Genomic DNA, 19,993 nt, shown 5'->3' on the forward strand with positions numbered 1-19,993 from the left:
AGAGGAGAATTCCCTCTGCCCGTCATGTTGCTGCGGTAAAAATCATTTATTTTTCCGGAAGATATCCTTGCGGGTTAACCGGTTGTCCGTCTTCGTAAACTTCAAAGTGAAGGTGGTTGCCCAGCGTTTTTTCCAGTTCATTAACGCCAGCCGATGCAATTGCATCTCCTTGCTTCACTTCATCATCCTGTTTCACTTTGACGTCAGCCAGGCTTTGGTATACGGTTTTGAGGTTATCACTGTGTGTGATTTCCACAACTTGACCTGTCAGCGGGTTTTGTTCAACCCGGGTAACTTTTCCGCCGAGTGCTGCTTTGACTTCGAACGTTTTGTTATCCCCACGTGCCAGATCTACACCCGTGTTCGGAATAAATGTGTCATTGTACTGCACCATCGCTGCTTCATGTTCCTCAGTTGAAGCTTCGTTGTCATAGAAAGGTTTTACTACCGAAATTTCGGACGGAACCGCTACCGGCCATACAAAATTCTCCGACTTTGCAACAACTTCCACACTTTCCTGTTCTCCGTTAACCGCTGTTCCTTCTGTACCCGATGCGCCCGTTTCTACTACCCCACTTGTAGGGTCCGAGTTCAGCGTTTTGTCGCCTGTGCCCTGATAGACCCACACTAAGGTTAGTATAATGCCTGCTGCTGCGATGTAGGCTGCCGGGAAGACCCAACGTTTGGACATTGCTCTTTTCCATGAAGAGGGCTGGCTAGCCGGTACTCCTTGAGTTGTTTTAGGAGTTTCTTCTTGGCCTGTTTTTTTGTTTTGTTCATTCATCTTAATCACCTCAGTAACAAGTGTTACCGGGTGCAACTCTTTTATACACGCGCGACTCTAATTATTTTCACAGAACTTTCAAAGAGTGCTATATAAGGCGAAAAAGGGGGATACACTGGACCACTCCGCGCGCAGAACAACCTTTCGGCCGCTGTTACTCCCAGATTTCTTTCTATCACCTTCTTCAAAGGTGAAATCCGGGAGTAAAGGCGGACGCTCCGCTCCTACAGCTTTTTTCTGCTCTCTCCGTTCCGGTGTAACTATTAATTGCAACTGATATAGCCAAGTTTTGAAAGCTCAGGAAGGGGTTGCTGGTAGAGAAGCCTGGATTGCTGTAATAGCCAATCCTTCTAAGAAGTGAGTTCATTAGCTGAAAGCAACATGATATAGGCTGTGATTCGTTAATACCGATTTAAGGAGCCATAGGTTCGTTAAAGTGAGATGAGAGATTAGCGAGGCCGCGGCACTAATGACTGTTCCATCTAACATCATGCTTAGTTAATGAAATTTTCTAACGAACTCAGGTGGCCTTATTGATGGAAAAGTCGCAACCTGGAAATTCTAGCGAACCTTAGGCACGCTAATTACTCTTTTTGGCGCTTTATCGGCTCCATTTCGTGATATGTCATGATATAGCGCTTCTGAGATTCGTTAGCTTCTCAAACGTACACCGAGAGTAGGAAAACTGCACAGTTCCACTTCACTGTTAAACTGTTGTTAATCTGTTCGTCGTTTTACATCTGTTAATAATCTATTGCTCTATCCTTATCCAACCGTATTCATTTTTCCTACTTTGAGGCCAGCATCTTGGATGCCTGTCCGAAGGAGATACCGGTGTAGTAGTGTTTGAGAATCTGGGTTGCGGTGTGACCCTCCTGTGCCATGCCGTTGGCTCCCCACTGGCTCATGCCGACTCCATGACCGTATCCATACGTTGTAATCTGAACCTCATCTCCATCGGTCTTCCAGCTGAACTGGCTGGATCGAAGCCCAAGCAACTTTCGAGCCTCCGGTCCGCTAAACGTTTTACCTGCAATCTGTATCTCCTTGATCCGATGGCCTTCCGTTGTAGACAATACTTCCATCCAACCACCGCTCTGCTGCGCGCTCACAGGGATGGCATTCGCCCCCAGATTCAACTTCTGGAGAATCTCACTGCGCTTCATCGTGATGGTTTCCTCAAAGCCCGGAGCTAGGTTTTTATCCCACGGACTCGCTACACTTTGCAAATAAGGTACAGGGTTCCCCCATACATCCTCTGCATTCTCAGTATAACCATTACTTGTAGAGAAAAAGGATGCGGTAATCGCCTTACCTTGATATGTCATGACGGAATCCTTGCTTTCGCGGACAGCCTGCTGCAGCTTCTCCCATTCCTTCGCTTTCCCCAGACGCGTCCAGTCCGCTTTCACTTGTTCTGGTGGTATGAACACCTGATGACTCACGGTATCCGTTACATCAGCTTCTCCTGAAGGTACACCGCTTGTATCGTTGGCTGCCAGCCTTCTCACGATAAATGTCCTTGCAGCGATGGCCTGTGCCTTCAGAGCTTCCAATCTGAACTCAGCTGGCATCTCGGCAGCTACAACTCCGGTAACATAATCTTCAAGTGGAAGATTCTTCGTCGTACCGGTTGCAGACAGGTACACCCTTACTTGAGGTTCAGGGTAGGTAACAGGTACAGCTGGAGAAGGTGCTGGAGTCGTTACACTGCCTGTACCTGGTGGAACAGGGATCGGTTTAACCGGATCATTCGTCCGCGGCCAGACCAGTATGGCGGGGATCAACAGCGCAAGTGCAAGCACTGCCGATACAGCGGCCGCTGGCTGCCACCGAGTATTGTTCTTGCCCCATCTGCGGCCTCGGCCGAACGTACGCATTCGGCGGCGCTTCACACGACGAAACTGGTCTAATTCAATGACAGGCATGTGTATACGTGCCGCAGTGTGTTGAGCTGACTCCTGTTGGAAGCTAGGCCGTCTAGGAGATGTTGTTACGGGCTCATCTGGAACAGTTCTGATGTTCGTTGAAGCAAGCTTGTCTTTTTCCACACCGAAACCAGCAATCTCTTCTGGCTCCTTCACTAGTGGACGAGGGACAAGAGGTACCTTAACCTGCACACGGGCTTCTTTCATTTCGATATAACCCTCCGTTGTCCATGGCCGGTCAAGCGCCGGTCCTTTTGTTCAAATCCATAGTTTAGGGTATGAGCTGGCTGGATCTGATAGAACCTGATTTAAGAGAAACGAAGGCATTCCATATGTGGCAATTTCTAACTTACTTCTGCTATGTATTATTAAAAAACATTGATCTGTCGCGGAATCCGGTTCCATAAGGTACCACCCGTTCCTCCAAAAGCATGCTCTTTCATTTGTTCAGAATTGGTACAGAATATGATGTTATGCTATATAAGTTAGGACCAGCTATTAATAGAATCAGGTACTGATTCAATGGATCGTTGAACACAAAAAAAAAGCCAAGCCAGATGGCTTAGCTTTTGATCTGAATTTAAATGACAGCACGCATGCTCTCGTATCCGCAATATACAATGATGTGTGATTCATATTAGAGAGCAACGCCTATTGTCCAATTCGATGTTATGCCCAGGTCGGTTGTACTTTGAACAGCGGTACTTCTTCCCCGACTTTTTCATTCGATGCTTTAACTGCATCCAGCTTAGGCTCTTCAACCGAAATACGATAAATATCGGCTCCAAGTCCGTTAAGCTTCTCAGCGAGATGTACGTAGCCACGGTCGATGTGATGAACACCGCCCACTTCCGTTGTACCTTCAGCAACAAGACCCGCGATAATAAGTGCGGCACCCGCACGCAAATCGGTAGCTGTTACTTTGGCACCCTTCAGCTTGGCATTGCCCGTGATGATGGACGAACGTCCTTCAACTTTGATCTCCGCATTCATCAATTGGAATTCATCCACATGCATGAATCGATTTTCAAAAACAGTCTCTGTTACAACACTGGTTCCCTCAGAGGCAAGCAAAAGCGCCATCATTTGGGATTGCATATCGGTAGGGAAACCTGGGTATGGTAATGTTTTCACATCCACAGCCTTGAGCGGACGATCTGCAATGACACGAACGCCATTCTCGTCAGGATGAATGGTTACACCCATCTCTTCCAGCTTCGCAATAACAGAACCCAAGTGGTCTGAAATCGCACCTTCGATATACACATCACCACCGGAGATTGCAGCAGCAGCCATATAGGTACCCGCTTCAACCCGGTCAGGAATGACGGTATGCTTCACGCCAGACAGTTTCTCCACACCTTCGATGCGGATGACTCCTGTTCCAGCACCTCGTACTTTGGCACCCATTCCATTCAGGAAGTTGGCAAGATCCACAATCTCTGGCTCTTTTGCCGCGTTCTCAAGAACAGTTACACCTTCAGCCAATGTTGCAGCCATCATAATATTTTGAGTGGCACCTACAGAAGCCACATCTAGATAAATTTTCGCGCCGCGCAACCGTCCTTGGCTACGAGCTTCTATATAGCCTTGGCCCAAGCTAATCTCAGCGCCCATGGCTTCAAAACCTTTCAAATGCTGATCAATAGGCCGAGTACCGATGGCACATCCACCAGGAAGCGAAATTCTTGTATGACCCATACGCGTCAACAATGGCCCCATGACCAGAAATGACGCCCGCATTTTACTTACCCATTCATACGGTGCCTCACAGGAAGTAAGTTTCTCCGCATTTACGGTAATCACTTCGTCCCGGTATGTAACACCCGCTCCCAGCGATTCCAACACCTTGTTAATCGTCATCACATCGTCTAGAGGAGGAGCGTCAATAATAACGCTTTGTCCTTCTTCCCCTAAGAGAGAGGCAGCGATGATCGGAAGAACAGAATTTTTAGCGCCGCTAACTTTGACACTTCCGGTCAACCTTTTGCCACCGCGGACGATAAATTTGCTCATCATGGTTCCCTCCGCGCTTTTATTCCCTTTTCTTCATTCCGGAATACGTAAGCCCTTCTGTAATAGAAAAGACTGTTGCTGTGTGTGGAATTTCGACATAGCCTGGCAAATAATGCCCTTGATGTCTATTCAGAAAAGAATTGGTTTATGATCCATATCGATGATACCACGTGCGTTGCATGATGCCCTCCGACTTGTAAATGTAATGCCTTACAGGCCAGCAAACATCTGAACAGACAGATTGGGATGATTAGTAGCCGGATTCAACCGGATATCCCGTTTATAACCACAAAATAAGTGAACAATTGTGAATTCCCTAACTTCCATCATAACATTGTTGAATTGTACGATACAAGCATTTTTACATAAAACATCTCAAATTCATCCAATTCCACGTCACACTTTTTTCTTAATTTCTTTGCCGACAACTCATACTCTAATTGTTAACACAATTAATCGATGTTATTCGACATTACACTGCTTGAAGAACCTAACAGATGATTAACCAACCATCTCAACATTAAAACAAATGGCGCAACATTTGTGTCCATGACAAATAGTCAATGACAAAGCCTGAAACAGCATGCCCAAGTATAATGGCCAACAGTAAATGTAACAGTCTTCCCTGTGCTCCTCGTGGCTGCCTGATGATTAAATCCAGCTTGAGATTCTGCAAAGCCCACCACGACAACGCTATACATAAAAGAGAGACGATAATCGAAACTAAGCCATTCGTACTTAATGTCTGGTTCAACTGATTCGTCAGGTCAGTATCCATATATTCATTACCTCCACATTTGTTGCAGCGATCAGCATAATTATGCCTGGCATCCATAACTTGTTAGAACAATGGAATGACTTGAACACAACGTACTGAGTCTACTGTCAGACTTACTCCTGCTATGCAGGAAATCTGGATGCCCAATCACGGAGCAGCAACAATCTGGCTGTGAATGACTATGGAATTCATCAACGCAGCTTCCTGCATCTGCTGACTCTATGGAATATAGGCTCTTTCATCATACATTGTCAATTACATTGATTTCCACTTTGATAATATTTTAAATTCAAAATGCCGGGATTTTGTGACTAAAACGACATAAAAGAGCGTTATTTCGATATCGATCCTGTCATTTCCTCGGAAATAATTTGGATTTCCGTCGTTAAAAATGGTTCCAACAGTGATCATTATCGCCACGACTTTAGTCCTACATTCTATTCAACTGCCCATAAACGGTGAATACAATTAACTTTATTTGCCGTTAAATCAAGAGCTTCAACCGAAGAAAATGACCATATATTTTACTGTAACTGGAAAAGGAAACGTTCCAAAAACTCAAAAAAGCCCGGCAGACTAAGCCGCCAGGCTCCAGTGAACAGTTTATTTGCCGTATACGTTGATCCGGTTAACCGCTTTTTGCAGAGCAATCTCTGCCCGACGGTGATCAAAATGATCCTGATTGCTTTGGCTGCTGAGACGGCGTTCTGCCCGCTCTTTCGCCGCACGCGCACGGTCCACATCGATACTTTCCGGGAATTCGGCACTTTCTGCGAGGACAACAACCTTATCTTTACGGACTTCGATAAAACCGCCGCCAATAGCGACCTGCTTGTTCTGTTTTCCGTTTTTGATAATGATTGGTGCGATCTGCAATGGTGTAACCATAGGGATGTGACCTGGCATAATACCCAGTTCCCCTTCAACACCACGAACGATGATACTATCCACTTGCTCTGTAAATACCAAACGCTCAGGCGTTACAATTTCCAACAAAAAGGTGCTCAATTCCATCCCTCCTGAAACTATCCGATAGCTCGCTTCATAAGGACAATCCTGGATTCAGATTATACCAGTGTTTTGGCTTTCTCCACTGCCTCTTCAATTGTACCCACGAAGAGGAAAGCTGCTTCCGGAAGATCGTCATGCTTGCCTTCGAGAATTTCTTTAAAGCTGCGCACCGTTTCTTTAACCGGAACGTATTTACCCGGAATACCGTTAAATGCTTCAGCAACGTGGAATGGCTGGGACAAGAAACGTTGAATTTTACGAGCACGGTAAACGAGCGCTCTGTCTTCTTCACTCAGCTCGTCCATACCCAGAATCGCAATAATATCCTGCAATTCATTATAACGTGCCAAGATACGCTTAACGCCTTGAGCTACGTTGTAATGCTCTTCGCCTACAACTTCAGGGGACAAGATCCGGGAGCTGGATGCCAGCGGATCTACCGCAGGGTAGATACCCATCTCGGAAATTTTACGTTCCAGGTTCGTCGTTGCGTCCAAGTGGGCAAACGTCGTTGCTGGAGCCGGGTCAGTATAGTCATCCGCAGGCACGTAGATGGCCTGGATGGATGTTACGGAACCTTTTTTAGTCGAAGTGATACGTTCTTGCAGTTGACCCATTTCCGTTGCCAGCGTTGGTTGGTAACCTACCGCGGAAGGCATACGTCCGAGCAAGGCAGATACTTCTGAACCTGCTTGGGTGAAACGGAAGATGTTATCGATAAAGAGCAACACGTCACGGCCTTCTTCATCACGGAAGTATTCCGCCATAGTCAGACCAGTGAGGGCTACACGAAGACGTGCGCCTGGAGGCTCGTTCATTTGTCCGAAGACCATTGCTGTTTTGTTGATAACGCCGGAATCACTCATCTCGTGATACAAGTCATTACCTTCACGTGTACGCTCACCAACACCTGCGAATACGGAGATACCGCCGTGTTCTTGTGCGATGTTGTTGATCAATTCCTGAATCGTTACGGTTTTACCTACACCGGCACCACCGAAGAGACCGATTTTACCACCTTTGGCGTAAGGAGCCAACAAGTCGATAACTTTGATTCCTGTCTCCAGCATTTCAGCCTGGGTAGTCAGTTCATCAAATGCAGGAGCCGAGCGGTGAATCGGATTTTTATGTGCAGCAGCTACAGTGCCGCCAGTATCAATGGCTTCGCCGAGTACGTTAAATACACGACCCAGTGTCGCTTCCCCAACAGGTACAGAGATTGGAGCTCCTGTATCTACGGCTTCCATACCACGAACGAGTCCGTCCGTGGAGGACATCGCGATACAACGTACCCGGTTGTCACCCAGATGTTTCGAAGCTTCGAGTGTCAGATTAACACTTACGCCAGCTTCGCTTACTGTAGTGATCGTAATGGCATTGAGGATTTCCGGCAGACCGCCGCGATCAAACTCGACGTCAACAACCGGACCCATGATGCTCACAACGCGTCCTTTGTTCATCTTAACGTTCCCCTCCTACAAGCCTGCTACTTTTGCAAAAATAATGTACCGTTCGTTTATCTTTGCTCTGCAAGCCTTCATTAATAAAAAACGGTTAGCCTTGTGCTGCGTTGGCACCTGCCACAATTTCCGTAATCTCCTGCGTAATCGCCGCTTGACGGGCACGGTTATAGGTCAATGACAAGTCATTAATGAGTTTAGATGCATTTTTGGTTGCATTACCCATGGCCGTCATTTTCGCACCCAGCTCACTCGCTTTACCATTCAGAAGTGCACCATAGATTAGCGTCTCCGCATAACGCGGAAGCAAAACCTCCAGTACAGCTTCAGGAGACGGCTCATACTCGTAGCTTGCAGTCGGTCCTTCTGCAGCAGTTACCTCAGGTGTTTCCATCGGAAGAAGACGTTCTACCGTAGGAATCTGGGTCAACGCATTTACAAAGCGGTTATAACAAATGTACAATTCATCAAATTTACCCAATTCAAACCCTTTAACAGCTTCGTGTGCGATGGATTTGATATCTGCAAATGATGGCGAATCGGAAAGATCCGTTGTAGTGGATGTCATCGCCATTTCACGCCGTTTGAAATAATCGCGTCCCTTACGTCCAATGACGAACAATTCGTAGTCATTCTGAGAGTTGTGCTTTTCTTTGAGTGTCAGGTTGACCTGACGCAAAATATTCGCATTATAACCACCCGCAAGACCGCGGTCCGATGTAATAACCAGATAAGCTGTCTTTTTGACCGGACGACTTTCCAGCATCGGATGCTGAACCCCTTGCGTGCTTTTTGCAATACTTGCCACAACTTCTTTCAGCTTCTCCGAATAAGGACGAGCTGCTTCCGCTTTTTCCTGCGCTTTACGCAGTTTTGCGGCAGCTACCATTTCCATTGCTTTGGTGATCTGCTTGGTGCTTTGTACGCTTTTAATTTGCCGCTTTATTTCGCGCATGCCTTTTGCCATGATTTCACCACCTTCAAGTTTTGACGTAGTCAAAACTACTTCGTAAGCCCAAACTTAAACTTTGGCGAGCCAAAGTTACTTCGTAAGCATTCACTAGTTTTGACATAGTCAAAACTACTTCGTAAGCATATTGAAACTTTGATAGATCAAAGTTTTACATGCAGACATGCGGAATCGGTTAAACAACTCCGCAACTGCATATCATCTATTTAGACAGAGACAGCAAAGCTCTTTCTGAACTTCTCAATAGCATCTTTCAGAGCGGATTCATTGTCTGCAGTCAATTCTTTTGTATCACGGATAGACCCGAGAATTTCCGGATGGCTGCTCTCCATGAACGCGAGGAACTCACCCTCGAAACGAGTAACATCACCTGTAGGAATCTCATCCAGGAACCCTTTAACCGCTGTGTACAAGCTGACTACCTGTTGTTCTACAGGCAGAGGCTGGTTTACACCTTGCTTCAGGATTTCCATCATACGAGCACCACGATTCAGGCGGGCCTGAGTCGCTTTATCCAGATCGGAACCGAACTGGGAGAACGCTTGAAGCTCACGATATTGAGCGAGGTCGAGACGCAGGGAACCTGCAACTTTTTTCATCGCTTTGATCTGAGCAGAACCACCAACACGGGATACGGAGATACCTACGTTGATCGCCGGGCGTTGTCCAGCATTGAACAAGTCAGCTTCCAAGAAGATTTGTCCGTCCGTAATGGAGATTACGTTCGTCGGAATGTAAGCAGATACGTCGGAAGCTTGTGTTTCAATGAACGGCAGTGCGGTTAAAGAACCACCACCAAGCTCATCATTCAGCTTCGCTGCACGCTCCAGCAAACGGGAGTGCAGGTAGAAGACGTCACCCGGATAAGCCTCACGGCCCGGTGGACGGCGAAGCAGCAAGGAAAGCTCACGATATGCGGAAGCTTGTTTGGTCAAGTCATCGTAGATAACCAAAACGTGCTCACCTTTGTACATAAAGTACTCACCCATCGAACAACCGGAATACGGTGCGATGTACAACAATGGTGATGGGTCAGATGCTGCTGCAGTTACAACAATCGTGTACTCCATTGCGCCTTTACGACGAAGAGTTTCTACGACTTGTGCAACTGTAGATTGTTTTTGACCGATAGCAACATAGATACATTTCATGCCGCTGCCTTTTTGGTTCAGGATGGCATCAATCGCGATTGATGTTTTACCTGTTTGACGGTCACCGATGATCAACTCACGTTGTCCGCGACCAATTGGAACCATTGCGTCAATGGCTTTAATCCCTGTTTGCATCGGCTCATGAACCGATTTACGATCCATTACGCCTGGTGCTTTACCTTCAACCGGACGGAATTCCGTTGTAGCGATTGGCCCTTTGCCATCCACTGGAATACCGAGCGGGTTAACAACGCGTCCAATCAATGCTTCGCCAACAGGCACTTGCATGATTTGACCGGTACGTTTTACTTGGTCGCCTTCACGAATATCATAGTAAGGTCCCAGGATAACGATACCGACGTTGCTCTCTTCCACGTTCATGGCGAGACCCATAACACCGCTTGGGAATTCAACCAACTCGTTGGACATGACATTCTCAAGTCCGTAGACACGAGCGATACCATCACCAACCTCAATAACCGTCCCGACTTCGACTACATCGATATCGTTCTTGTATTGTTCGATCTGGCTCTTAATTAATGTACTGATTTCTTCTGGTTTGATACTCAAGTGTCCTCACCCCAATCTACTGTACTCGTCTGTTAAAAGACTGCTCAAGACGTTCAAGCTTGCCAGCCAAGCTACCGTCATAGATCGTATCGCCAATGGCAACTTTCAATCCGCCCAGCAAAGTCGGATCGACAATGTTCTCGATACGGATCTTTTTATTCACACGGCCACCGAATTCACGGGCTACCGCTTCTTGTTCTTCATCATTCAAGGCATAAGTCGAGTACACGCGTGCATCGGCTATGCCGAGCGATTCGCCCTCGATCTTCACATAATCATTCAGCAGAGCTTCCAGCAGTTCAACGCGTCCACGCTCAATCAAAAGCAAGACGGTTTTCAGAACAGGTTCAGACACCTTGCCGTCAAGACTTGTGCGAAGTACATTCTGTTTTGCCTCTTCAGAGATGTTGGGTGACTCGATAAATTTACCGATTTCCGCATCACCAGTGATGGCAATTACAACAGTACGTAGCTCTTGTTCGACTTCAAGCACCTTCTGCTGTCCGAGAGCAACTTCAAACAATGCTTTCGCATAACGCTTAGCAACAATCGTATCGCGGCTCATTGTCGGCCTCCTACCTCATTGAGGTATTGGTTCACAAGCTCCTCTTGTGCAGGACCGTTCTCAACTTCTTTTTTGATCAGCTTGGAAGCGATTTGAACGGAAGCTGTACCCAGTTCGCTGCGAAGGGCTGCAACCGCTTTGTTCTTCTCGCTCTCAATCTCACGCACAGCATCGTCTTTCAGGCGATTCGCTTCTGCTTTTGCATCCGCCAGAATCGTTTCAGCCTGTTTGCCGCCTGTTTGTTTGGATTGTTCAATGATGTCATAAGCATCTTTACGCGCTTTTTCAAGAGCCTGCTTCTGTTCCTCAACATAGGCAATAGCCTGATCCCGCGTTTGGGCAGCCTCATTCATTTGCGCCAATACGAGCTCACGACGTTTTTCCATAATGGAGAAAAGTGGACCAAATGCATAACGGCTAAGCAGCCAATATAAAATACCAAATGCTATAATCGCCAGAACTGTATTTTCCCATACGAAATTCAATCTGTTCACTCCTTCCTGAAGGTATCCTCAGGCCGCAACTCCGGTTTACGGACGCTACCTAAAAAGAAGGCGCGGATGGCTGTGGCCTTCCCCGCCAAACCTGCACTGATTTTATTAAGCCGCTCCGTAGAACATGAACGCGAGTACTACACCGATGATCGGCAATACCTCGATCAAACCTACACCGATAAACATTGTTGTTTGAAGAGTGGATTTTGCTTCCGGTTGACGTGCAATACCTTCCACCGTTTTGCTAATTACCAAACCGTTACCGATACCTGCGCCAAGTGCGCCCAATCCTGCAACAATTCCTGCTGCCACTAATGCCATTGCTCCCATTTGTATATCCTCCTTAGAATGTTCGTTCAAATTTTATAGTTCAGCCCTACAGGTTTAACCGTATTGGACCTGAATCTTAATGTTCCTCGTGCGATTCGACGGTTTGTGATATGTATACCATCATCAAAACCGTAAATACGAATGCCTGTATGGCTCCGATGAAAATACTGAATCCCTGCCATGCCGTCAACAGCGGAATTGCTGCAATTGCGCCAATCCATTTGAATGCTGTAAGTTTCATAATCGTGGAGATCAGAACCTCACCTGCAAAGATGTTAGCGAACAAACGCATACCGTGTGTCAACAACTTGGATGCTGTTTCCACAATGTTGATTGGGAAGAACAGCCAGTGTGGTTGGAAATAATGCTTGAGATACGCTTTGGTGTTACGGAAAAGTCCCAATCCATGCGCGATAGCAAATGCGATCAACGCTAGACCCATGGTTACCGAAAGGTCAGCCGTAGGTGATTTCCACCAGGCAACTTCGATATGTGGATGAGCTTCAGGATTCTTCTCATGAGCTTCATGGAACGCTTCTTGGACGGAGACAATTGGCTTGCCAAAGATTTCAGCTTGGCTTGCATCCGTAGCCCCAGTTACAAAGCCCAAAGGGAGACCCAACATGTTTCCCACAAAGATAAACATAATCATTGTGGTTGCCAAGGTAAGGAAATGCTGCCCCTTCTTCATGTCCATCGTGCTCGAGATCAGGTTACGTACAAACTCAATCGCCCACTCCAGGAAGTTTTGCATTTTGCCCGGATTTTCCACTGACAAGTTCCGCGTAGCCAGTTTTGCAACAATAAATACAATGGCGGATGTTACGATCAGCATCAGCAGAACAGACAAATCCAGATGGAACCCACCCAGGTTAATTATCGGAGATTCATGCATATTTTTCTCACCCCTTTCTCATTCGAAAGCTTGCAGCACCTCTATGAGTCTGCTTTGCGGGACAACAATATCCCTATAAATAGTAAGGAAAATTGCGCTATGACCAAGCCAACTACAACCGCATATAAATTGAAGTATTGCGGATACTGCATCGCCACGAAAACAGCGAGTACTGCGAGAGCTGCTCTAGTCAAAAATCCCAGGTTCACACGCTTAAGGTTTCCTTCCGCTGCACCATCCAACATTCTCCTGACTTTGCGACCCAGATAAGACGCGTTGATCCAACTGATCACCGTTCCTAGGGCCAGTCCCAAAGCTATTGTTTCCACACGGGGCAGAAAGGCCGCTGCTAGAAAACAAATCATAAGAAAGTACATGATGAAAACAGTCATCCATCTGCGGTATCTGGTTAGTTCACTCATCACTTTCCCCCATGAATTTTTTCGCGATAAAGTAGATGCTTACGCCGCCTGCTGCCAAAAAAAAGAGAACGCTTACGGCGATCCATATTCCGCTACCCCCGATGGTCTTGTCCACCCAGGAGCCAACGTAATATCCGACAACAGCGAGAATGGCAATCTCGATTCCAAAAGCTGTCACGAGCCCCATCGCTTTCCATACATTATCGTCATGGTTACGGGATGAATTTGGTTTGTTCGAATCGGCCATTTTCCACGCCACCCTTGCAATCCCAGTTAATTTTACTGAATGATGAGAGCCTTTGTCAATTGAATGATTTTAGCGTTTTAAAGGGGAAAACGACGGGAATACAGGCCCTCAGAGCCCATAAACCCGCGTAAACCGTACAGTTTAACTGTATGCTGTACCCTTTAATAATCCGTTAGAAAAAATGAATTATTTTTTGAATTTTCTGTGAAATGATTCCGGACGTTCACTATTCACACCAAAATGATGCAAAATCGCATTGACAATTCTTTCTGAAGCATGTCCATCACCATAAGGATTGGCAGCCTGACTCATGCTTGCATACAGTGTTTCGTCTGTAAGCAGAGCTTTGGTGCGCTCATATACACGTTCCTCTTCGGTACCCACCAGCTCCAGTGTTCCAGCCTCAATTCCTTCCGGACGCTCCGTTGTATCCCGAAGGACGAGAACAGGCACACCAAACGAAGGCGCTTCTTCCTGCAAACCTCCTGAATCTGTCAAAATCAAGTGAGTATGCGGGTAAAAGTTATGCAAATCCACCACGTCTAGTGGATCAATAAGTTGAATACGGGGGTGATTCCCCAAAATCGCGTGAGCCGGCTCCTTCACAGCAGGACTTAGATGTACCGGATACACGATGGCAATATCCTCAAACTCGTCGGCAATCCGTTTGACGGCCTGGAAAATGTTACGGTGAGGCTCGCCTTGGGATTCGCGGCGGTGAGCTGTCATCAGCACAAGACGCTTGCCCTGTGCCCAATCTAGTACCGGATGTGTGTAATCCTGCCGTACTGTATATTGAAACACATCTGTTACCGTGTTGCCTGTGACATACGTACTAGACTCCGATTTATTTTCTTTGGCAAGGTTGGAAGAAGACCAGTCCGTCGGTGCAAAATGCAAGTCAGCAAGCACACCGGTTAACTGACGGTTCATTTCTTCCGGGTATGGAGAGAGCTTGTTCCACGTGCGAAGACCTGCTTCCACATGCCCCACCTGAATCTGCTGCAGGAACGCAGCATAGCTGGCTACAAACGTTGTCAGCGTATCACCGTGAACCAACACGATATCCGGCTTTGCTTCACGCAAAACCGGCTCCAGGCCTCCCAGCACACGAATCGTAATTTCATTCAACGTCTGGCGATCTTTCATCACATCCAGATCGTAGTCTGGATGAATATCGAATACTTCAAGAACCTGATCCAGCATCTGACGATGCTGTGCAGTAACGCAAACGATCGATTCAATAGATTCTGGATGTTTCTGCAGTTCCAAAATAAGCGGAGCCATCTTGATGGCTTCCGGGCGCACCCCGAATATCGTCATGACTTTAATTTTCTTGGACATTGAAGCAAAGCCCCTTTTCTATAAGTTCATGTTCAAAAAGTCCGGTTTTCAGTACCAAGAATATGGAATGAAGGTAGAAATGGAGTAGCGGAGCGTAGGGAAAACTACGTGAGCAACGGACATTTCGGCTGAATTTCATATTCGATGTCGATGATGCCCTTGGGCATCCTTCGTAATCAAAATTGGACTTTTTGAACAACCTCTTACAAAGCATGCGATATGCTTATTTAGTGCCGTATAGACGGTCTCCTGCATCTCCCAGTCCGGGAACGATATAGCCGTGATCATCCAGACGATCGTCCAGTGCAGCAACGTAGATGTCTACATCCGGATGCGCATCCTGAACAGCTTTTACTCCTTCAGGAGCTGCAACAAGGTTCATCATTTTGATTTGCGTGCAGCCGCGTTTTTTGAGCACGTCAATAGCAGCAATGGCAGAACCGCCAGTTGCCAGCATCGGGTCGATGACAATCAACTGACGCTCTGTCACGTCCGTAGGCAGCTTGGTGTAGTATTCAACAGGTTGCAGTGTTTCCGGGTCACGGAACAAACCTACATGTCCAACTTTTGCCGCCGGCAGCAATTTGACAACACCATCCAGCATCCCAAGGCCCGCACGCAAAATCGGCACCAGCCCAAGCATACGTCCGGAAATGACTTTTCCTTGTGTTTCAGCTACTGGTGTCTGTACATCAATAGTTTCCAGCTCAACATCTCTTGTAATCTCATAAGCCATCAGTGTAGCCACTTCATCCACCAATTCACGAAAATCTTTCGTATTCGTACGCATGTCGCGTATAAACGTCAGTTTGTGTTGAATCAAAGGGTGATCACATATTACTAATTTTCCCATCTAATTTGTCCCTCCGGTATGTTCTTCATGTTCAGCATTACCAAATATGCCTAATCATCATTCATAGGCCCGATAAATCCTGTATATTATATCATCACCTACACCGAATTACACCATCAAAGGGCACTTAATCATTACAGAAAACCGAATCCTATAAAAATAGGACCGGAAAAATGAGTCTTCCGGTCCTTTTTGCTCTCGCTGTTATGTCAGTTGAATGTTAAAAATGTGTAAACACTATGAAGCTCCGCAAACCGAATGACCTTCTGATCGCTGTTATCCCCAGAATTCTTTTGATCCATTAATAAATGGTGGAATTCCGGTGATAAAGGCGAGCGCTACGCTTCTTCAGGTTCTTTCGGTTTGCTCCGTCTGCATGTTTACATGAAGAACATCTCAAACACAAACACCATGAGCAAGTTTTTTAGTATTTAAGGTCAGTGTAGAGCGGGAATTGGTCCGTAAGTGCCGTTACTTCAGCACGGGCTTCATCCAATTTAGCTGTATCTTTAGGGTTTTTCAATGTTTTGGCAATGATCTTGCCAATAGCTACCATCGCTTCTTCGTTCATACCACGGGAAGTAGCTGCAGGTGTACCGATACGGATACCGCTCGTTACAAACGGGCTAGTTGGGTCAAACGGAATTGCATTTTTGTTCACGGTAATACCGATGGAATCAAGTACATGCTCGGCTTCTTTACCTGTGATATTCACGCTGCGTGTGTCGATCAGCATCAAGTGGTTGTCTGTACCGCCGGATACGATGTTCAATCCTTCAGCAATCAGCGTTTCAGCCAATACTTGTGCATTTTTTACCACGTTTTGTGCATACGTTTTGAACGAAGGTTGCAGTGCTTCACCGAATGCTACCGCTTTGGAAGCAATCACGTGCATCAGAGGTCCACCTTGGGAACCAGGGAATACCGCTTTATCAATCGCTGCTGCCCAAGCTTTGCGGCACAAAATCATACCACCACGAGGTCCACGCAGCGTTTTGTGAGTTGTTGTCGTTACGAAATGCGCATGTGGAACCGGGCTTGGATGCAAGCCTGCAGCTACCAGTCCTGCAATGTGAGCCATATCCACCATGAACAAAGCACCTACATCATTAGCGATGGAAGCAAGCTTTTCAAAATCAATGATACGCGGATATGCACTTGCACCTGCAACGATCATGCGAGGGCGATGTTTAAATGCCGCTTTGCGCACTTCATCATAATCAATCAGGAATGTATCTTCTTGTACACCGTAAGCTACGAAATTGTACAGCAATCCGGAAGCATTAACCGGGCTACCATGTGTGAGGTGTCCGCCATGCGCAAGGTTCATACCAAGCACAGTATCACCTGGTTTCAGAGCCGCAAGGTATACTGCCATGTTCGCTTGTGCACCGGAGTGAGGTTGAACATTCACATGTTCTGCTCCAAACAATTCTTTGGCACGATCACGCGCGATATCTTCTACGATATCCACATGCTCACAACCACCGTAGTAACGTTTGCCTGGATATCCTTCAGCGTACTTGTTAGTAAGTACAGATCCCATTGCCTCAATAACCGCTTCGCTTACGATGTTCTCGGACGCGATCAGCTCAATGTTGTTTTGTTGACGTTTCAGTTCAAGATTCATCGCTTCCAGTACTGCCGGGTCATTCTTGCGCAATTGTTCCATGATTAAATTCCTCCCAGTTATAAGTGAAGTTATAAAGCGAAACTACAGTGGTTACACTCCTGACTTCGATTGCATCACCATCTTCCGATCGCTGTTATCCCCAGATTTTTCTGAACTCCCTTATAATAAGGGGGAAATCCGGGGATAAAGGCGAACGCTTTGCTTCTTCAGATTGGTGTTGCACTCTCCGTTTTCGTGTAAAGTCTAATTTGGCTTTAAATAGGTTGAAGATATCAGTCACAAAATGTCGAATCTGGTTGCTCTTCCATACGATACACTGCACGCTCGCCGCCAATCAACTTCGGACGGGTCAGTGCTGTAGTTACACGGGCATCACCGATGTAGCGGAGTGCTGTTCTGAAAGGTACTGCTACATGCCGCAAATGCATGCCAATCATCGTCTCCCCAATATCCAGTCCCGCATGGGCCTGCACATGTTCAGCCAGGCATGGATCGGTCAGCGAGCGATACGCTGCGGATGCCATGGAACCACCTGCTTTGGGCACAGGTACTGCACCCACTTCAGTCAATCCAAGACGTGTAAGCAGTGAACGCTCCATAACCAGCGCACGGTTCAGGTGCTCACAGCATTGGAATACAACATCAAAACCGAACTCCTGCTGCACCTCGCGTATACCCGCAAGAAGCTGCTGCGCTACTTCAACAGCACCGCTTGTACCAATCCGTTTGCCTGCAACTTCACTTGTACTTGTACCGATCACAACGATCTGTCCAGGTCCAAGCTGTCCGGCAAGCGCCAGTTCACGCAGAATGGATGCGGTCTGTTCATGCAATCCGGGTTGTTCCGAATCTAACTCAATAGTCATCCTATCGCCTCCCGATAAAATCATGCCCGGCTTCCTCTTGGCTGCCCTTGGTATTCTCTTGTATGGCATTTCAGGTACTATTATAGCGAATAATCAGATGAAAGACGAAAAAAAGAGCAGTCTGCGGGTAACGCAGAATTGCTCTTTTGCCCAGGCGACCGGCCGTTTGTTCCGGTGCTCCATCGTGGTTATGCCCACTTCGTCGCCAGTTACACCGGATCCCTGTTTTCCCATTCATCATAAAACAACCTGCGTTTAAAATCAACGGGTAATTTACATCCCATGTACGTTTTTTATATGGAAATCTATCGGTACCTGGGAATGATTAAACGAATCCAATTACTCCAACTTGTCCAAAAGTCTATCGAGCGCAGTCCGAATCTCTGCCGCAGCGATGTTGTAATCGTCGCGACTGCCGCCAAACGGGTCTGAAATATCAAAGCTCGGAATGCGTTGTCTGATCTCGATTGCCCGCTCACGTTCAGATGCCAAAATCTCCTGACCTAGCGCACGTTTCATTTCGAATGTTGCAAACAGGCTGTCCAATTCCTGAAGATCATTCAAGACTTGTTCGTCATTTTCCGCATACTCTTTCAAGGTATACGTCTTGTGTACCGAGTCAGGAAAAACCTGCATGACATGCTGTTTATGACTGCGTGTTAACGTGAGAATCAGGTCGGCCCAGCCGACTAGGTTGGAGCTAAGAAGCGTCGAATGTGGGGGTCCCTCAACGTTGTGATCCCTTAATACGGCCTCCGCATGACGGGAAATGGGCATGCCCGTTGTTGCGGCTACACCTGCGGAACGAACGTCCACCTTAATGCCCCGCTCAGACGCCAGTTTACGTAAAAGTCCCTCCGCCATGGGGCTGCGACATGTATTCCCTGTACATACAAACAAAATATGTTTCATTGTGGTTAGCCTCCCCATTTTGCAAATGTTGTCGAATCATGTTTGAAACTCCATCTGAACCAATGAAACTCTTAATTATATATTGAAGACTGCACTAGGCTGTAATTATGGTTAACGTCGTTTTTTAAAATATAAACAAAAGTCCAAAAGCGAGCAAGATCGCTCCGCCGACCGCTTCTCCGTAATCCCCCATGTTCTGGCTCACACGCCGTCCCAACATCAGACCCATGACGGACATTGCTCCACCACAGACACCAAAAGCCAGTACCGTTAACACCAAATCACTGCTGAACATGCCGAGCGAGACTCCAACGGAAAACGAATCCACACTGACACTCAGTGAGAACAGTATCACACCGAGCAAAGATCGATGATCCACCAGTTTGGTATCTCCCTCCCGGAAAGCGTTCAAGATCATATGGGCGCCGAGCAGGACCAGCAGACCGCCAGCTGCATACGTCGTAATGTCACCAAGCAAGGAACTGACATATTTGCCCGTATACATGCCGATGAGCGGCATGATGATGTGAAACAGGGCCGTTACGGTACTGATCCGCAATACGTCTCTCATACGAATACCCTTCATGCCAATCCCGATGCCGAGTGAGAACGCGTCGAGTCCGAGAGCGACGGCCATAATCAAAATGGTTACCAACTGCCCTACATGGGCAGACACATCCCACATCCCCATACCCCCAAGTCACGTAAAGGTTCTTGTACACCTTATGCGGACAAGGACATAAACATGACCTGAGAAGACATTT

Annotated in this window: 20 protein-coding genes and 1 riboswitch; all 20 genes read right to left on the minus strand. The window is 46.9% G+C overall.

Features of this window, described 5'->3' with window-relative positions; all coding sequences use genetic code 11:
* Positions 1–46: 46 nt before the first annotated feature.
* A complete protein-coding gene (locus BLS14_RS12345; protein ID WP_063567731.1) occupies positions 47–784 on the minus strand; it encodes a M23 family metallopeptidase in 738 nt (245 codons plus the stop codon).
* 788 nt (positions 785–1,572) lie between these two features.
* Positions 1,573–2,919 (minus strand): stage II sporulation protein D, encoded by a 1,347-nt coding sequence (gene spoIID, locus BLS14_RS12350; protein WP_090951902.1) that lies wholly within the window; start codon positions 2,917–2,919, stop codon positions 1,573–1,575.
* 462 nt (positions 2,920–3,381) lie between these two features.
* On the minus strand, positions 3,382–4,728 hold the full coding sequence (gene murA, locus BLS14_RS12355) for a UDP-N-acetylglucosamine 1-carboxyvinyltransferase (protein WP_083678749.1): 1,347 nt from the start codon (positions 4,726–4,728) through the stop codon (positions 3,382–3,384).
* Positions 4,729–5,248: 520 nt separating this feature from the next.
* A complete protein-coding gene (locus tag BLS14_RS12360; protein ID WP_062321714.1) occupies positions 5,249–5,506 on the minus strand; it encodes a DUF1146 family protein in 258 nt (85 codons plus the stop codon).
* A gap of 603 nt (positions 5,507–6,109) precedes the next feature.
* Positions 6,110–6,514 (minus strand): F0F1 ATP synthase subunit epsilon, encoded by a 405-nt coding sequence (locus tag BLS14_RS12365; protein ID WP_062321712.1) that lies wholly within the window; start codon positions 6,512–6,514, stop codon positions 6,110–6,112.
* Between the two features lie 59 nt (positions 6,515–6,573).
* A complete protein-coding gene (gene atpD, locus BLS14_RS12370) occupies positions 6,574–7,977 on the minus strand; it encodes a F0F1 ATP synthase subunit beta (protein WP_063567728.1) in 1,404 nt (467 codons plus the stop codon).
* A 94-nt stretch (positions 7,978–8,071) separates the two neighbouring features.
* The gene (gene atpG, locus BLS14_RS12375; RefSeq protein ID WP_063567727.1) at positions 8,072–8,944 is read right to left on the minus strand and encodes an ATP synthase F1 subunit gamma; all 873 of its coding nucleotides are present in this window, start codon (positions 8,942–8,944) and stop codon (positions 8,072–8,074) included.
* 209 nt (positions 8,945–9,153) lie between these two features.
* Positions 9,154–10,668, minus strand: coding sequence for a F0F1 ATP synthase subunit alpha (gene atpA, locus BLS14_RS12380; RefSeq protein WP_063568357.1), 1,515 nt, complete (start codon positions 10,666–10,668; stop codon positions 9,154–9,156).
* A gap of 16 nt (positions 10,669–10,684) precedes the next feature.
* Positions 10,685–11,233 carry a F0F1 ATP synthase subunit delta gene (locus BLS14_RS12385; protein ID WP_064641894.1) on the minus strand — a complete coding sequence of 183 codons (549 nt, stop codon included), beginning with the start codon at positions 11,231–11,233 and terminating at the stop codon, positions 10,685–10,687.
* Positions 11,230–11,718: a F0F1 ATP synthase subunit B gene (atpF, locus tag BLS14_RS12390; protein WP_063568355.1), complete on the minus strand. Its 489-nt coding sequence runs from the start codon at positions 11,716–11,718 to the stop codon at positions 11,230–11,232. Before atpF ends, BLS14_RS12385 begins: the two co-directional genes overlap by 4 nt.
* A gap of 114 nt (positions 11,719–11,832) precedes the next feature.
* Positions 11,833–12,057: a F0F1 ATP synthase subunit C gene (gene atpE / locus BLS14_RS12395; RefSeq protein ID WP_062321699.1), complete on the minus strand. Its 225-nt coding sequence runs from the start codon at positions 12,055–12,057 to the stop codon at positions 11,833–11,835.
* 76 nt (positions 12,058–12,133) lie between these two features.
* Entirely contained in the window at positions 12,134–12,952 is an 819-nt protein-coding gene (gene atpB, locus BLS14_RS12400; protein ID WP_063568354.1) for a F0F1 ATP synthase subunit A, read from the minus strand.
* A 41-nt stretch (positions 12,953–12,993) separates the two neighbouring features.
* A complete protein-coding gene (locus BLS14_RS12405; protein WP_063568353.1) occupies positions 12,994–13,374 on the minus strand; it encodes an ATP synthase subunit I in 381 nt (126 codons plus the stop codon).
* Positions 13,367–13,621 carry an AtpZ/AtpI family protein gene (locus BLS14_RS12410; RefSeq protein ID WP_090951905.1) on the minus strand — a complete coding sequence of 85 codons (255 nt, stop codon included), beginning with the start codon at positions 13,619–13,621 and terminating at the stop codon, positions 13,367–13,369. The genes BLS14_RS12405 and BLS14_RS12410 overlap by 8 nt, the downstream gene beginning before the upstream one ends.
* A gap of 186 nt (positions 13,622–13,807) precedes the next feature.
* Positions 13,808–14,965: a non-hydrolyzing UDP-N-acetylglucosamine 2-epimerase gene (gene wecB / locus BLS14_RS12415; RefSeq protein ID WP_072733625.1), complete on the minus strand. Its 1,158-nt coding sequence runs from the start codon at positions 14,963–14,965 to the stop codon at positions 13,808–13,810.
* A gap of 223 nt (positions 14,966–15,188) precedes the next feature.
* On the minus strand, positions 15,189–15,818 hold the full coding sequence (gene upp / locus BLS14_RS12420; RefSeq protein ID WP_053782842.1) for a uracil phosphoribosyltransferase: 630 nt from the start codon (positions 15,816–15,818) through the stop codon (positions 15,189–15,191).
* Between the two features lie 424 nt (positions 15,819–16,242).
* A complete protein-coding gene (gene glyA / locus BLS14_RS12425) occupies positions 16,243–17,490 on the minus strand; it encodes a serine hydroxymethyltransferase (protein WP_162842473.1) in 1,248 nt (415 codons plus the stop codon).
* Positions 17,491–17,723: 233 nt separating this feature from the next.
* Positions 17,724–18,317, minus strand: coding sequence for a TIGR01440 family protein (locus tag BLS14_RS12430; RefSeq protein ID WP_063568349.1), 594 nt, complete (start codon positions 18,315–18,317; stop codon positions 17,724–17,726).
* Positions 18,318–18,458: 141 nt separating this feature from the next.
* A riboswitch (ZMP/ZTP riboswitch) is annotated at positions 18,459–18,540 on the minus strand.
* Positions 18,541–18,656: 116 nt separating this feature from the next.
* Complete coding sequence (locus tag BLS14_RS12435; RefSeq protein ID WP_090951908.1) at positions 18,657–19,229, minus strand: low molecular weight protein arginine phosphatase; 573 nt, start codon at positions 19,227–19,229, stop codon at positions 18,657–18,659.
* Positions 19,230–19,353: 124 nt separating this feature from the next.
* Positions 19,354–19,914, minus strand: coding sequence for a manganese efflux pump MntP (locus BLS14_RS12440; RefSeq protein WP_063568347.1), 561 nt, complete (start codon positions 19,912–19,914; stop codon positions 19,354–19,356).
* Positions 19,915–19,993 lie beyond the last annotated feature (79 nt).

The sequence above is a fragment of the Paenibacillus sp. OK060 genome, from assembly GCF_900101205.1.
In the GTDB taxonomy this organism is placed as follows: Bacteria; Bacillota; Bacilli; order Paenibacillales; family Paenibacillaceae; genus Paenibacillus; species Paenibacillus marchantiae.